This window comes from Azospirillum agricola (assembly GCF_020005195.1).
GTDB lineage: Bacteria > Pseudomonadota > Alphaproteobacteria > Azospirillales > Azospirillaceae > Azospirillum > Azospirillum agricola.
The window spans coordinates 1,150,465-1,163,642 of sequence record NZ_JAIFZR010000005.1; the positions used below are offsets into that span (position 1 = coordinate 1,150,465).

Annotated in this window: 10 protein-coding genes; 2 read left to right on the plus strand and 8 right to left on the minus strand. The window is 69.1% G+C overall.

From position 1 onward, the window contains the following. Positions 1–41: 41 nt before the first annotated feature. The 3 genes from lepA to glgC all read right to left on the minus strand — a co-directional run bounded on the left by lepA (position 42) and on the right by glgC (position 5,017). Entirely contained in the window at positions 42–1,844 is a 1,803-nt protein-coding gene (gene lepA / locus JN22_RS20415; RefSeq protein WP_085555679.1) for a translation elongation factor 4, read from the minus strand. Positions 1,845–2,160: 316 nt separating this feature from the next. Further along, positions 2,161–3,633 (minus strand): glycogen synthase GlgA, encoded by a 1,473-nt coding sequence (glgA, locus tag JN22_RS20420; protein ID WP_085555680.1) that lies wholly within the window; start codon positions 3,631–3,633, stop codon positions 2,161–2,163. A 112-nt stretch (positions 3,634–3,745) separates the two neighbouring features. Then, the gene (gene glgC, locus JN22_RS20425; protein WP_085555681.1) at positions 3,746–5,017 is read right to left on the minus strand and encodes a glucose-1-phosphate adenylyltransferase; all 1,272 of its coding nucleotides are present in this window, start codon (positions 5,015–5,017) and stop codon (positions 3,746–3,748) included. Between the two features lie 597 nt (positions 5,018–5,614). Between glgC and JN22_RS20430 the strand changes: the two genes are divergently transcribed. Further along, entirely contained in the window at positions 5,615–6,934 is a 1,320-nt protein-coding gene (locus tag JN22_RS20430) for an ammonium transporter (RefSeq protein WP_085555682.1), read from the plus strand. A 113-nt stretch (positions 6,935–7,047) separates the two neighbouring features. Here JN22_RS20430 and JN22_RS20435 read toward each other — a convergent pair whose 3' ends face one another. From JN22_RS20435 to JN22_RS20445, 3 genes are all read right to left on the minus strand, one after another. Further along, on the minus strand, positions 7,048–8,271 hold the full coding sequence (locus tag JN22_RS20435; protein WP_085555683.1) for a class I SAM-dependent methyltransferase: 1,224 nt from the start codon (positions 8,269–8,271) through the stop codon (positions 7,048–7,050). Between the two features lie 161 nt (positions 8,272–8,432). After that, positions 8,433–9,335: an AraC family transcriptional regulator gene (locus JN22_RS20440; RefSeq protein ID WP_085555684.1), complete on the minus strand. Its 903-nt coding sequence runs from the start codon at positions 9,333–9,335 to the stop codon at positions 8,433–8,435. A gap of 95 nt (positions 9,336–9,430) precedes the next feature. After that, positions 9,431–10,546 (minus strand): asparaginase, encoded by a 1,116-nt coding sequence (locus JN22_RS20445; RefSeq protein WP_085555685.1) that lies wholly within the window; start codon positions 10,544–10,546, stop codon positions 9,431–9,433. A gap of 80 nt (positions 10,547–10,626) precedes the next feature. Between JN22_RS20445 and JN22_RS20450 the strand changes: the two genes are divergently transcribed. Further along, complete coding sequence (locus JN22_RS20450; protein WP_085555686.1) at positions 10,627–11,208, plus strand: RNA methyltransferase; 582 nt, start codon at positions 10,627–10,629, stop codon at positions 11,206–11,208. Between the two features lie 28 nt (positions 11,209–11,236). Here JN22_RS20450 and JN22_RS20455 read toward each other — a convergent pair whose 3' ends face one another. Both JN22_RS20455 and JN22_RS20460 read right to left on the minus strand, forming a co-directional pair. After that, positions 11,237–12,454, minus strand: a complete 1,218-nt coding sequence (locus JN22_RS20455; RefSeq protein ID WP_085555687.1) for an ABC transporter substrate-binding protein — start codon at positions 12,452–12,454, stop codon at positions 11,237–11,239. 217 nt (positions 12,455–12,671) lie between these two features. Further along, the gene (locus JN22_RS20460; protein WP_223677813.1) at positions 12,672–13,178 is read right to left on the minus strand and encodes a 3'-5' exonuclease family protein; all 507 of its coding nucleotides are present in this window, start codon (positions 13,176–13,178) and stop codon (positions 12,672–12,674) included.

Below are 13,178 nucleotides of genomic sequence, written 5' to 3' on the forward strand. Positions count from 1 at the left end.
CCTGAGCCCGCCTTCCCGTCATCCGATCGCTGATCGCCCGGTCATTCGTCGCCCATCTTGAGCGCGGCGATGAAGGCGCTCTGCGGGATCTCCACCTGGCCGAACTGGCGCATGCGCTTCTTGCCTTCCTTCTGCTTGTCCAGCAGCTTGCGCTTGCGGCTGATGTCGCCGCCGTAGCACTTGGCGAGCACGTCCTTGCGCATGGCGCTGATGGTCTCGCGGGCGATGACGCGGCCGCCGATGGCGGCCTGCACCGCGATCTTGAAGAGCTGGCGCGGGATCAGCTCCTTCAGACGCTCGCAGAGCTGGCGGCCGCGGCGCTCGGCCTGGCTGCGGTGGACAATCATCGACAGGGCGTCGACCGGCTCGGCGTTGACCATGATCGCCAGCTTGACGAGGTCGCCTTCCTCGTAGCTGTCCATCTGGTAGTCGAAGCTGGCGTAGCCCCGGCTGATCGACTTCAGCCGGTCGTAGAAGTCGAAGACCACCTCGTTCAGCGGCAGCCGGTAGACCAGCATGGCGCGGGCGCCGGCGTAGGTCAGCTCGATCTGCTGGCCGCGACGCTCGGTGCAGAGCTGGAGGATGCCGCCGAGATACTCGTCGGGCAGCATGATGGTGGCCTTGATCCACGGCTCGTCGATGTGGTCGATCTTCACCACGTCGGGCATGTCGGCCGGGTTGTGCAGGTCCTGCACCGTCCCGTCGGTCATGGTCAGCTTGTAGACCACCGAGGGGGCGGTGGTGATGAGGTCGAGGTTGAACTCGCGCTCCAGCCGCTCCTGGATGATTTCCAGATGCAGCAGCCCGAGGAAGCCGCAGCGGAAGCCGAAGCCCAGCGCCGCCGAGGTCTCGGCCTCGTAATGGAAGCTGGCGTCGTTCAGCTTCAGCTTGCCCAGGCTGTCGCGCAGCCGCTCGAAATCGGCGGCGTCGACCGGGAACAGGCCGCACCACACCACGGGAACCGACGGCTTGAAGCCGGCCAGCGGCTCGGCCGCCGGCTTGCGCTCCTCGGTGATGGTGTCGCCGACCTTGGTCTGGGTGATGTCCTTGATCGCGGCGGTGATGAAGCCCATCTCGCCGGGCCGCAACTCGCCGGTCAGCAGCGCCTTCGGCGTGAAGACGCCGACGCGCTCCACGTCGTGGGAGCTGCCGGCCGCCATGAAGCGGACCTTCTGGTTCACCTTGAGGACGCCGTCGACCACGCGCACCAGAATGACGACGCCGAGGTAGGGATCGTACCAGCTATCGACCAGCAGCGCCTTCAGCGGCGCGTCGGCGTCGCCCTTGGGCGCCGGCAGTCGCTTGACGACGGCCTCCAGCACGGCGGCGATGTTCAGGCCGGTTTTGGCCGAGATCTCCACCGCGTCGGTGGCGTCCAGCCCGATGACGTCCTCGATCTGCTGCTTGATGCGGTCCGGCTCGGCGGCGGGCAGGTCGATCTTGTTGAGGACCGGGATGATCTCGTGGTTGTTGTCGATCGCCTGATAGACGTTGGCGAGCGTCTGCGCTTCCACGCCCTGGGAGGCGTCGACCACCAGGATCGAGCCCTCGCAGGCCGACAAGGACCGGCTGACCTCATAGGCGAAGTCGACGTGGCCGGGGGTGTCCATCAGGTTCAGGGTGTACTGCTTGCCGTCCTCGGCCTTGTAGAGCAGGCGGACGGTCTGGGCCTTGATGGTGATCCCGCGCTCGCGCTCGATGTCCATGCTGTCGAGCACCTGCTCGCGCATCTCGCGCGCGTCGAGGCCGCCGCACTGCTGGATCAACCGGTCGGCGAGCGTCGACTTGCCGTGGTCGATGTGGGCGATGATCGAGAAATTGCGGATGTGCGAAAGGTCAGTCATCGGGGCCCGGGACTTTAAGAGTTTGCCGGGGAACATAGGGCGGACGCGGGATGGGCGCAACGACGCTGTGCGCGGGCGAAGTGCCTGATCGCGCGCAGGCCGGCGCTTCGGCACGGCCATCATGACGATACGGGGAGAATACCGGACGGGTAGAGCCGACGGTCATCACCGTTCATCTGTGTCTATCTGTGTTCATCTGTGTCAAACAAAACGGCTATCCCGAGCAGACTCTGGCCGGGCAGGAAGTTTTTGACACAGATGAACACAGATGAACGAAAATGATTGATCGTGGTCTGATGGTCGGCTTCTTTGTCCGTTACGAGCGGCCGGCGATTCCCCGGTACAATTCCATGTACTCCTCCGCCGGGCCGTGCCAGCCGAAATCGCGGGTCATGGCGCGGCGCTGCATGGCCTGCCAGCGTTCGGGCTTGCGGTAGAGGTTCATGGCGCGGCGCAGCGACCACAGAAGCTCCTGGGCGCTGGCGTTGACGAACTGGAAGCCGGTGGCGCTGCCGTCGTTGGCCGCCGCCGGGTTGGCGTCGATCACCGTGTCGGCGAGACCGCCGGTGCGGCGGACCAGCGGCAGGGTGCCGTACTTCAGCGCGTACATCTGGGTCAGGCCGCAGGGCTCCGACCGCGAGGGCACCAGGAACAGGTCGGAGCCCGCCTGGATGCGGTGCGACAGCGGCTCGTCGTAGCCGATGCGCACGCCGACCGAATGGGAGTGCCATTGCGCGAGGTGGCGGAAGCCGGTCTCGCTCGCCGCGTCGCCGCTGCCCAGCACCACCAGCTGCCCGCCCCAGGCGACCCATTGCGCCGCCGCCTCCAGCACGAGGTCGAGGCCCTTGTGCCAGGTCAGCCGGCTGACCACGGCGGCGAGCGGCGCGTCGGGGCGGCGCTCCAGACCGAAGGCGGATTGCAGGTCGGCCTTGCAGGCGTCCTTCCCGCCGAGATCGTCGGGGGTGTAGCGGGCGGCGATGTGCGGGTCGCGCGACGGATCCCAGATGCCGTAATCGACGCCGTTCAGGATTCCGGTCAGGTCGTCGGAGCGGGTGGCGAGCAGCCCCTGCAACCCGGTGCCGTGCTCCGGCGTCTGGATCTCGTGGGCGTAGGTCGGGCTGACCGTGGTCAGGCGGTCGGCGTAGTAGCAGCCGGCCTTCAGGTAGCCGATGTTGCCGTAATACTCGACGCCGTCGATGCGGAAGGCGGCGGAGGGCAGGCCGAGGTCGCCCATCATCCACGGCCCGACAAGGCCCTGGTAGGCGATGTTGTGGATGGTCAGCGCGGTGCCGGGGCGGAAGGGGCCGGCGAAGCGGTCGGGGCGCAGCGCGAGGTAGGCGGGGATCAGCCCGGCCTGCCAGTCGTGCCCGTGCAGCACGTCGGGCCGCCACCAGGGATCGTAGCTGTCCTCGGCGGCGAAGCCGGCGGCGGCCCAGGCGAGCGCGGCGAAGCGCAGGGCGTTGTCCGGCCAGTCCTGGCCGTCCGGTCCCAGATAGGGGTTGCCGGGACGGTTGTAGAGCGACGGCGCGTCCAGCGCGTAGGCCATCACCCCGTCCGCCGTGCGGCCGACCAGCAGCCGGGCGCGGTCGCAGCCGGGCAGGTCGGTGATCAGGTCGCCGACCTCGTGCAGGTTCGACAGGCCGTTCAGCACCGCCGGATAGCCGGGCAGCAGCAGGCGGACGTCGGCCCCGGCGGCGTTCAGCGCCGGCGGCAGGGCGGCGGACACGTCCGCCAGCCCCCCCGTCTTCACCAGCGGGTAGCATTCGGACGTGACGTAGAGGACGCGCATCGGGACGGCACTCGCGGCGGGGCAGGGGAAGCGGCCGGGGAAAGGCCGCACCCTTATAGCGCCATTCCCGCGCGGGCGGGAATGGCGGGAGGACGGAAAAGCGAAGGGGAACTCACTCCTTCGGCAGCGCCTCGATCATCTCGCGGGTGATCAGCACGACACCGCCCTCGCTGCGGAAGAAGCGCTTGGCGTCCGCCTCCGCGTCCTCGCCGACGACCAGCCCGTTGGGGATGCTGACGCCACGGTCGATGACCACCTTCTTCAGGCGGCAATGGCGGCCGATGTCGCACTCCGGCAGCACCACCGCCTCGTACAGCTCGCTGTATGAGTTCACGCGCACCGAGCTGAACAGCAGCGAGCGCCGCACCGTCGAGCCGGAGATGATGCAGCCGCCCGAGACGAGGCTGTCCACCGCCATGCCGCGCCGGTCCTCGTCGTCGAAGACGAACTTGGCGGGGGGAAGCTGCTCCTGGTAGGTGAAGATCGGCCAGTCGCGGTTGTACATGTTCAACTGCGGCGTGACGTGGCAGAGGTCGAGGTTGGCCTCCCAATAGGCGTCGATGGTGCCGACGTCGCGCCAGTAGGGGGTGTCGTCCGGCGCGTCGATCACCGCGCTGTCGGCGTAGTTGTGCGCCATGATGCGGGCGCCGCTCTTGACCAGATGCGGGATGATGTCCTTGCCGAAATCGCGGCTCGACCCCGGCGTCGCGACGTCGCGCTCGAGCTGGTCATAGAGGAACTGGGCGTTGAAGACGTAGATGCCCATGCTGGCCAGCGCCATGTCGGGCTTGCCGGGCATCGGCGGCGGGTCGGCCGGCTTCTCGACGAAGTCGATGATGCGGCGCTCCTCGTCGACGTGCATGACGCCGAAGCCGGTCGCCTGCTCGCGCGGGACCTCGACGCAGGGCACCGTCACGTCGGCCTGCCGGGCGATGTGGTCGAGCAGCAGCGCGCCGTAATCCATCTTGTAGATGTGGTCGCCGGCCAGGATCAGGACATATTCCGGCTCGTGGTCGCGCAGGATGTCGAGATTCTGGTACACCGCGTCGGCGGTGCCCTGGTACCAGGAGGTCTCGTCGATGCGCTGCTGCGCCGGCAGCAGGTCGCAGAACTCGTTCATCTCGCCGCGGAAGAAGTTCCAGCCGCGTTGCAGGTGGCGCAACAGGCTGTGCGACTTGTACTGGGTGATCACGCCGATGCGGCGGAAGCCGGAATTCACGCAGTTCGACAGGGCGAAGTCGATGATGCGGAACTTGCCGCCGAAATAGGTCGCCGGCTTGGCGCGGCGGTCGGTCAGTTGTTTCAGACGGCTGCCCCGTCCCCCGGCCAGCACCAGCGCCACCGCGCGGCGCGGCGCCAGACGCAGATCACGTTTGTCGAGCATGGCCGACACTCCCCCTGCCTTATTCGTCTTGAGGCCGTTCTTGGTGCCACCGGTCGTGTGCGAACGACCGCATGGGGCAACGACGGTGCCACATCTGCGCCGCCCGGCCAATAGGCGCAGCGGACGGTGGGCGCATAGACCGCAGCTCCGGACTGGTCCTAGATCGAATGGTTTCCCGGCGGCCGTCTGCGCAAGAGTGCGGCGCACCAAATGCCTATTTTTTGTTCATCCGCCAAAAAAGAAGCCTGACCGGGGCGCGACGTGGTGCAGCGGCGGTGTTTCAAGGATCAAAAACCCGAAAATTGCTTTCCTTTGGTCAGGGCGGCACCTGCCTTTTTTCTGGGCAAAGCAGCCCCGCGACTCGAAAGGGGATGCCCGATCGGGGGGCCGGGGCTTCGACAACCCTGACGATTCCCCGCCATTTTCGGCTGGCACGCTTCTTGTAGAGGTTGGGGCGTCCTTGGTCCCGTCCGCCGCCCCGTCTTCGCCGGGGACGGGGCGACCGGGACGGGGTCGCCCCTCGCGGCGTCCATTCGGCAAGGCTTCGGATGGACGCCGCGAGGGGCGGGAGCGATTTTGAAGAAATGAGGAGCCTCGATGAACCGTCTGTTCCTTCTGGCCGCACCCATGATGGCGGTTGCCCTGGGCCTGGTGGCCGGCGTGCCCACCGACGCCCTCGCCCAGGACGCGGCCGCCGCCGCGCCGGCGCCGACGCTCAGCCCCGGTGACACCGCCTGGATGCTGATGTCGACGGTCCTGGTCCTGTTCATGACCATTCCGGGCCTGGCCCTGTTCTACGGCGGCATGGTCCGCAAGATGAACGTGCTGTCCACGGTCATGCAGAGCTTCGCGATCTGCTGCCTGATGTCGATCCTGTGGATCGTCGCCGGCTACAGCATCGCCTTCACCGAGGGCACCCCGTATTTCGGCGGCCTCAGCAAGGTGCTGCTGAACGGCCTGACCAAGGACAGCCTGACCGGCGTGATCCCGGAGACGGTCTTCATCACCTTCCAGATGACCTTCGCCATCATCACCCCGGCGCTCATCACCGGCGCCTTCGCCGACCGCATGAAGTTCTCCTCCATGCTGGTGTTCATGACCGTCTGGTCGCTGCTGGTCTACGCGCCGATCACCCACTGGGTCTGGGGTCCGGGCGGCTATCTGGCGGGCGACGGCGTGCTCGACTACGCCGGCGGCACCGTGGTGCACATCAATGCTGGCGTCGCCGGTCTGGTCGCCGCCATCGTGCTCGGCAAGCGCAAGGGCTACCCGAAGGAGAACTTCGCTCCGCACAACCTCGTGCTGAGCCTCGTCGGCGCCGCCATGCTGTGGGTTGGCTGGTTCGGCTTCAACGCCGGTTCGGCCGCCGCCGCCGACGGCCGTGCGGGCATGGCCATGCTGGTCACGCAGATCGCCGCGTCGGCCGCCGCGCTGAGCTGGCTGTTCGCCGAGTGGGTCATCAAGGGCAAGCCCTCGGTGCTGGGCATCATCTCGGGCGCCGTCGCCGGTCTGGTCGCCATCACCCCGGCCTCGGGCTTCGTCGGTCCGATGGGCGCGCTGGTCATCGGTGTGGTCGCCGGCATCGTCTGCTACTGGGGCGCCACCGGCCTGAAGCGCGCTCTCGGCTATGACGACTCGCTGGACGCCTTCGGCGTGCACGGCATCGGCGGCATCGTCGGCGCCGTCCTGACCGGCGTCTTCGCCCAGGAAGCCATCGGCGGCACCGCCGGCCTGCTGGAAGGCAACGCCGGCCAGGTCGTGACGCAGCTCTACGGCATCGTCGCCACCATCGTGTACTCGGGCATCGCCAGCTTCATCATCCTGAAGGTGATCGACGTGGTGATGGGCCTGCGCGTCGACGAGGACGTCGAGCGCGACGGTCTCGACCTCGCCCTGCACGGCGAGAGCATCCACTAAGCCCGCAAGGCTTGGACGGACGAAAGGCCGCCGGGGCTTCCCCCGGCGGCCTTTCGTTTTTGTGGGCCTTTCGCTTTCGGGCCTTCCGGGTTCGGGCGCGCGCGGGCCTGCGTTCAGCGGCGCAGGTGCATCTTGCCGACGCCGCCCAGCGCCTTGAAGAGTTGTTGGAACTGGAGCAGGAAGGCGTCCCAGGTCACTCCGGCGGTGGCGGCGACGGCGGCGTGAATCTCGCCCAGCGTCGCCCGGCCGTCCGCCCGCGCCAGGATAGGGCCGGCGAGGCGGGGCAGGGGAAGCGCCACGAAGACGCCCTGCAACTCCACCTCCAGGCTGCCGCCGGGCGGCATGGACTTGGCGAGCGCCGCGCCGTCGAGGTCGCGCAGCACCGGCACGACGTCGGGCCCGTCGGGCTGGGCGATCGCTCCGGCGAGGTCGGCGGGGCGCAGCAGATAGGCGATGTGCTTGGTCATGCCGCCGGTGATCCGTTCGGTCCAGGCGGCGCGCTCCAGCCAGGATATCCCGTCGAGCCGCTTCAGGATGCGCGGATCCTTGATCCAGGTCGCCGGCTCGTAGCGCGCCGGGTCGATCAGCGCGCCGACGGCGAGCCCGGCGCTTTCGGCCAGGGCCGCCAGCTCGCCGACGCTGTAGGGCCGGTCGCAGGAATGCAGCAGCAGATCGTAGAGGTTGGCGTCGGCCTGCCGGTGGTCGGTGACAAAGGGGTTGTTGAGCAGCCAGTTGGAGGCCGGCAGCTGCTGGATCAGCCGGCGGGCCAGCGCCACCTTCTCCGCCGGGGGCAGCCCCTCGGTCATGCCGCGCAGGGCCTCCTGCATCGGGTAGACGCCGGTGCGGCCGAGCGGCGCGTAGACCATCATCCCGATCCCGCCGCCCGGCGCCAGCGCCCCCGCCAGCGAGCGCAGCCCCGCCGCCGGATCGTCCAGATGGTGCAGCACGCCGCAGCAATCGATGTAGTCGAACGGTCCGAGCCCCTCCAGCTCCAGCAGGGACCCGCGCTGGAACGTGATGTTGGTCAGGCCGCGCGCCGCCGCCCGCGCCTCGGCAATGGCGCGGCTGGCGTCGGACAGGTCGAGGTAGGTGACGTGGCCGGCGTGGCCGGCGTCGGCGAGCTGCTGCGCCAGCATGATCGCGCCGTCGCCGGTGCCGCCGCCGGCGATCAGCACGCGCAGCGGGCGCGAACGGTCGAGCCGTCCGCCGAAGACGTAATGGATCACCTCGTCGAGATGGCTGGGCGAGCCGGTGATCAGGCGCTTCTTCTCGTCGGCCGGGTCGCGCGCCGGGTAGGGGTAGGCCTCGTACTGGGCGCGCAGGTCGTCGATGCTCATGGGCGGAGGCTCGCGGGAAGAGGGGCGGACGGACCGGGTGACGGTCGGGCGGGACCTTAGCACCCGTGCCGGCCGGTGGGCAGCCCTTGGCGGCGTTCCATCCGCGTTGCCCCCCGCCCCTCCCCCGCCCGGCGGGGGAGGGCTAGGGTGGAGCGAGTGCCCTACGCCAGCGGCACGCAGATTCGGGTCAGCCATTCCTCCGGCGGCAGGCTGCGCGGGTCGTTCAGGTATTCCTCGTAGCAGGGCTGGTCGGCCGGGACATGGCCGCTGGCCGGGAGCCAGTCGCGGTAGAGGCGGCGGTAGACTCCTCCCAGCTCCGCGTAGGGACCCTTGTGGACGAGGACGGCGTAACGGCCGGCGGGAAGCGTCACCGACCGTGCTCCACCGTCAGCCGGCAGATCGGGGGACGTCACCAGCCCGGCGAAGGAGCGCAGCGCCTCCGGGGCCACCGATTCCGGATCGTCGTAATAGATGGCGGCGCTGCGCGCGCCCGGGCCGATCAGGCCGCGCCCGGCCGCCCAGGCGAGCATGCGGTCGAAGGCGGCGCCGATCCCCATGTAGGGGCCGCGGTGGTCGAAGCCGGTCAGGTGGAGCGCCGGCTGGCTCTCGATGGTGACGGTCTGCATGGCATCCTCCGTTCGGGTGTGGGGCCAGGCGAACGGCGTCAGATGGCCCCGGCGGCGGTAGGTGGCCGGGGGAATGCCGTAAGCCTGGACGAAGGCGCGCGTGAAGGCCGCGACGCTGCCGTAGCCGGCCCGCCGGGCGATGCCGGCGATGCCCGTCCCGCCCTCCGCCCCGCCCCGGACCAGTTCGCCGGCCGCGCGGTGCAGGCGCTGGCGGCGCAGGGTGTCCGCCACCGTTTCCCCGGTCATCGCCCGGTAGAGGCGGTGGAAGTGGTAGGGCGAGAAGCAGGCGACTTCCGACAGGATCTCCAGGTCGAGCGGATCGTCGAGATGGGTGGCGATGTGCGCCGCCACCCGTTCGATCCGCCGCCCATAGTCCAGCCGCGTGTCGGGTTTGGCCGGCCTGCCGGCCGACGTCCTGCTCGTCAGCGTCGTGCTCATTGTCGGGCGCCTCCAGTCCCGCAACCTACCCCGCTCCGGCTTGATCGCGCTTGCGGAGTTCCGCAGGGCGACGCCCGGCCATCAGGATGTTGGCGTCAGGACGCCGCCGGCCAGGCTCCGGCGGCGCGGATGGTCCCGACCTCCAGCCCGGCGCGGTTGGTGATCGGCGTCGCCAGCAGGCCGGCGGCGCGCGTCCACTGCTCCTCGGTCAGCGCGTTGGTCGAACGGATCAGCGCCGCCAGCGCCACCTCGCGGGCACGGGCGCCGCCGTCCTCGATCTTCAGCGCGATGCCGATCCCGGACTCGGGGAACACGACGCAGCCGACGCCTTCCGCCCCGCCCTTGACCAGGACGCGGCCGTCCGACGCCTGCATCATCGCGGTGTCGAAGGTGTCCTTGCCGCTGATCAGGTAAGGGTGCGCCCTCCAGGCGGCGGCGATGCGGGTCACCGCCTCGGCCCGCGCGTCGGGCAGGTCGACCGGGTCGGCGATGCGCGCCATGGCGTAGGCGATGGCGCCGAGCGGAACACCGATGGTCGGGATCGAGCAGCCGTCGACGCCCCAGGGAGCCCGCGACAGATCCTGCCCGGTCATCTGCTCCATCACGCCGAGGATCCGCTGCTGCACCGGGTGGTCGAAGCGGACATAGCCCTTCGTCGGTTCGCCCTTGTGGCGGGCGGTGGTCAGGAAGCCGGCGTGCTTGCCCGAGCAGTTGTTGTGGAAGGCGGTCGGCGCCTCTCCGGCGCGGACCAGGGCGGCGGCGGTGTCGGGGTCGTAGGGGATCTGCGCCCCGCACTCGTAATCCTCGACGCTCAAACCGATGCGGGCGATCCAGGCCGCGACCCGCCGGGTGTGCTCGACCTCGCCGTTGTGTGAGGAGCAGGCGAGCGCCAGCTCCTCGTCGCCCAGCCCGAAGGCGTCGAGCGCCCCGCTCTCCACCAGCGGAATCGCCTGGAGCGACTTGATGGCCGAGCGCGGGTAGACCGGCGCGTCGATGTCGCCCCAGCGGGCCAGCACATGGCCGGCGGCGTCGACGATGCAGGCGCGGGCGCGGTGGACGGATTCCACCATGGCGCCGCGCGTCACCTCGACGACGATGGGACTTTCGGCCGGGCCGGACAGGTCGGCGGCGCCGGTGGCGGGATGGGCGTGGTCATGGCCGTGGTGGTCATGGCCATGGCCGCCGCAGCAGGAGGAAGGATCGTGGGTCATGGCGGCAAGCTTGCCTCCGCCGGTCCCGCGAGGCAAGCTCCCGCCCGCCCTGTCCTTACCTCTGTCCCACGGTTCCCTTCATGCGCGGTTATTTCGCCATCGGCGTCGAACGCATCAGCAAGCCCGGCAACGTCGGCAACCTGATGCGCACCGCCCACGCCTTCGGCGCCTCCTTCTTCTTCGCCATCGATCCGGAGCCCGATCTGCGGGAGACCAAGCTGGTCGACACCTCGGGCGCGACGATGCACCTGCCGCTCTACGTTCACGACCGGGTCGCCGACCTCACCCTGCCCAGGGACTGCGCGCTGGTCGGGGTTGAGCTGACCGACGACGCCATCGAGCTGCCCAGCTTCCGCCACCCGAGCCGCGCCGCCTATGTGCTGGGGCCGGAGCGCGCCAGCCTGTCGCAGCCGCTGATCGACCGCTGCGACTTCGTGGTGAAGATCCCGATGGCCTTCTGCATCAACGTCGGGGTCGCCGGGGCGCTGGTGATGTACGACCGCATGATCTCGCTGGGCCGCTTCGCCGAGCGCCCGGTGCGGCCGGGCGGCCCGCTGGAGGCCCCCTCGGCGCACCGGCACGGCCGGCAGATCATGCGCAGCGCCGACCGCCGCCGCCGGATCCGCGGCGAACAGAAGCCGGTGGAGGACGGGGAGGAGTAGCCTCCTCCCCTCCGGCTTCCCCGGCCTCTTACTTCTTGACCAGCGGGCACTGGCTGTCGGCGATCGGCAGGAACGCCTCCTCGGCCGGGATGGTGCGCAGGATCTTGTAATAGTCCCACGGCGCCTTCGAGTCCGCCGGGCTCTTCACCTGGGCCAGATACATGTCGTGGACCATGCGGCCGTCCTCGCGGATGCGGCCGTTGCGGGCGAAGAAGTCCTCGACCTTGGTCTCCTTCATCTTGGCGACGACTTTGTCGGTGTCGTCGGTGCCGGTCGCCTCGACCGCCTTGAAGTAATGCATCAGCGAGGAATAGACGCCGGCCTGCACCATGGTCGGCATCTTGCCGGTCTTCTCGAAGAAGCGCTTGGACCAGGCGCGGGTCTTGTCGTCGAAGTCCCAGTAGAAGCCGGTCGTCAGGTTCAGCCCCTTGGCGGTCTCCAGGCCCAGCGAGTGGATGTCGGAGATGAAGACCAGCAGGCCGGCCAGCCGCTGCCCGGCCTCGACGATGCCGAACTCCTTGGCGGCCTTGATGGCGTTGATGGTGTCGGCGCCGGCGTTGGCGAGACCGATGACGTTCGCCTTCGACGCCTGGGCCTGGAGCAGGAAGGACGAGAAGTCGGACGCCGGGAAGGGATGCTTGACCGAGCCGACCACCGTGCCGCCGCTGGCCTTCACCACCTTCGACACGTCGTCCTGCAAATTCTGGCCGAAGGCGTAGTCGGCGGTCAGGAAGTACCAGCTCTTGCCGCCCTCCTGCACCACGGCGCTGCCGGTGCCGATGGCCATGGCGTAGGTGTCGTAGGTCCAGTGGATGCCGCCCTTGAAGCAGTCCTGGTTGGTGATGCGCGAGGAGGCGGTTCCGGAGATCAGGCTGATCTTGTTGTTGGTCTTGGCGATCTCGTTGACCGCCAGCGCGACCGAGGTCGTCACCAGCTCGGCGAAGACGTCGACCTTTTCGGTGTCGGCCCATTCGCGGGCCTTGTTGGCGGCGATGTCGGCCTTGTTCTGATGGTCGGCGGTCAGCAGCACGATCGGCTTGCCGGCGACCTTGCCGCCCATGTCGTCGATGGCGAGCTTCGCGGCGGCGATGGCGCCCGGCCCGGCGACGTCGGAATAGGCGCCGGTCATGTCGGTCAGCAGGCCGATCTTCACCGCGTCGCCGGAAATCTGTGCCTGCGCCGTGGCGGCGCCGGCCAGCAGGGCGCCGGCGGTGGCGCCCAGCGCCAGGGCGGTCTTGAAGCGCATGTGCGTGTACTCCCAGTTCGTTGTTCTTGTCGGTTCTGTGTTCTTGCCGGTTCGGCGTCGTCACCGCTGCGCGCGGCGGAACGGCTCCACCGGCCACCGGAAACTATCCGTATGAAAGATTGTGCGCCACACCATCTTTGTGAGCGGATGTTAGCCGGCAATCTTTGCGGAAATGTGTCTGGTGCCGACGTTCGTGTGCGGCGTGCCGAACGAGCCGTCAGCGCTCGTCCTGGGTCAGCGTCAGCCACGCCATCGCGGCGGCCAGCGCCGCGCCGCGCGCGTCCTCGGCGCGCACCGGCAGGCCGAGGTCGCGGATCAGGCTGTCCAGCCGCAGATCGACGGCGCTTTTCGAGGCGCTGCGGACCTTGCGGTCGTAATAGAGGCCGGACACCTCGACGCGCTCGTTGGGCAGCGGCGTGCCGGCCAGCCGCTCCGCCATCGCGGCCGAGAAATCCAGGAAGTAGCCGACCAGCGGGCGGTCGGCGACAAAGCGCCGCAGCCGCTCGCCGACCATGGCGGCGGACCCGTCCACGCCGGGCCGCAGGTCGAGTGCCTGCCCGGTCAGGATGCGGTCGCCGCGGATGCGCAGGGCGACGACCCGCAACGGCTGGGCGTTGGCGGCGTCGAAGCTGGTCGCCTCGCAATGGAGGGCGATGCGGTCCTCGGGCCGCGTGGCGGTGCTGGCGGCGGTGCTGCCGGCGGCCGAAATAGCGGTGGTCGGCAT

What these genes read in the sequence shown, in the direction of transcription:
- JN22_RS20455 (WP_085555687.1), bottom strand. Translation starts at nt 12,454, where the DNA reads ATGCGCTTCAAGACCGCCCTGGCGCTGGGCGCCACCGCCGGCGCCCTG.
- JN22_RS20450 (WP_085555686.1), top strand. Translation starts at nt 10,627, where the DNA reads ATGCGCGGTTATTTCGCCATCGGCGTCGAACGCATCAGCAAGCCCGGC.
- JN22_RS20430 (WP_085555682.1), top strand. Translation starts at nt 5,615, where the DNA reads ATGAACCGTCTGTTCCTTCTGGCCGCACCCATGATGGCGGTTGCCCTG.
- glgC (WP_085555681.1), bottom strand. Translation starts at nt 5,017, where the DNA reads ATGCTCGACAAACGTGATCTGCGTCTGGCGCCGCGCCGCGCGGTGGCG.
- glgA (WP_085555680.1), bottom strand. Translation starts at nt 3,633, where the DNA reads ATGCGCGTCCTCTACGTCACGTCCGAATGCTACCCGCTGGTGAAGACG.
- JN22_RS20440 (WP_085555684.1), bottom strand. Translation starts at nt 9,335, where the DNA reads ATGAGCACGACGCTGACGAGCAGGACGTCGGCCGGCAGGCCGGCCAAA.
- lepA (WP_085555679.1), bottom strand. Translation starts at nt 1,844, where the DNA reads ATGACTGACCTTTCGCACATCCGCAATTTCTCGATCATCGCCCACATC.
- JN22_RS20435 (WP_085555683.1), bottom strand. Translation starts at nt 8,271, where the DNA reads ATGAGCATCGACGACCTGCGCGCCCAGTACGAGGCCTACCCCTACCCG.
- JN22_RS20445 (WP_085555685.1), bottom strand. Translation starts at nt 10,546, where the DNA reads ATGACCCACGATCCTTCCTCCTGCTGCGGCGGCCATGGCCATGACCAC.
- JN22_RS20460 (WP_223677813.1), bottom strand. Translation starts at nt 13,178, where the DNA reads ATGCCGACCACCGCTATTTCGGCCGCCGGCAGCACCGCCGCCAGCACC.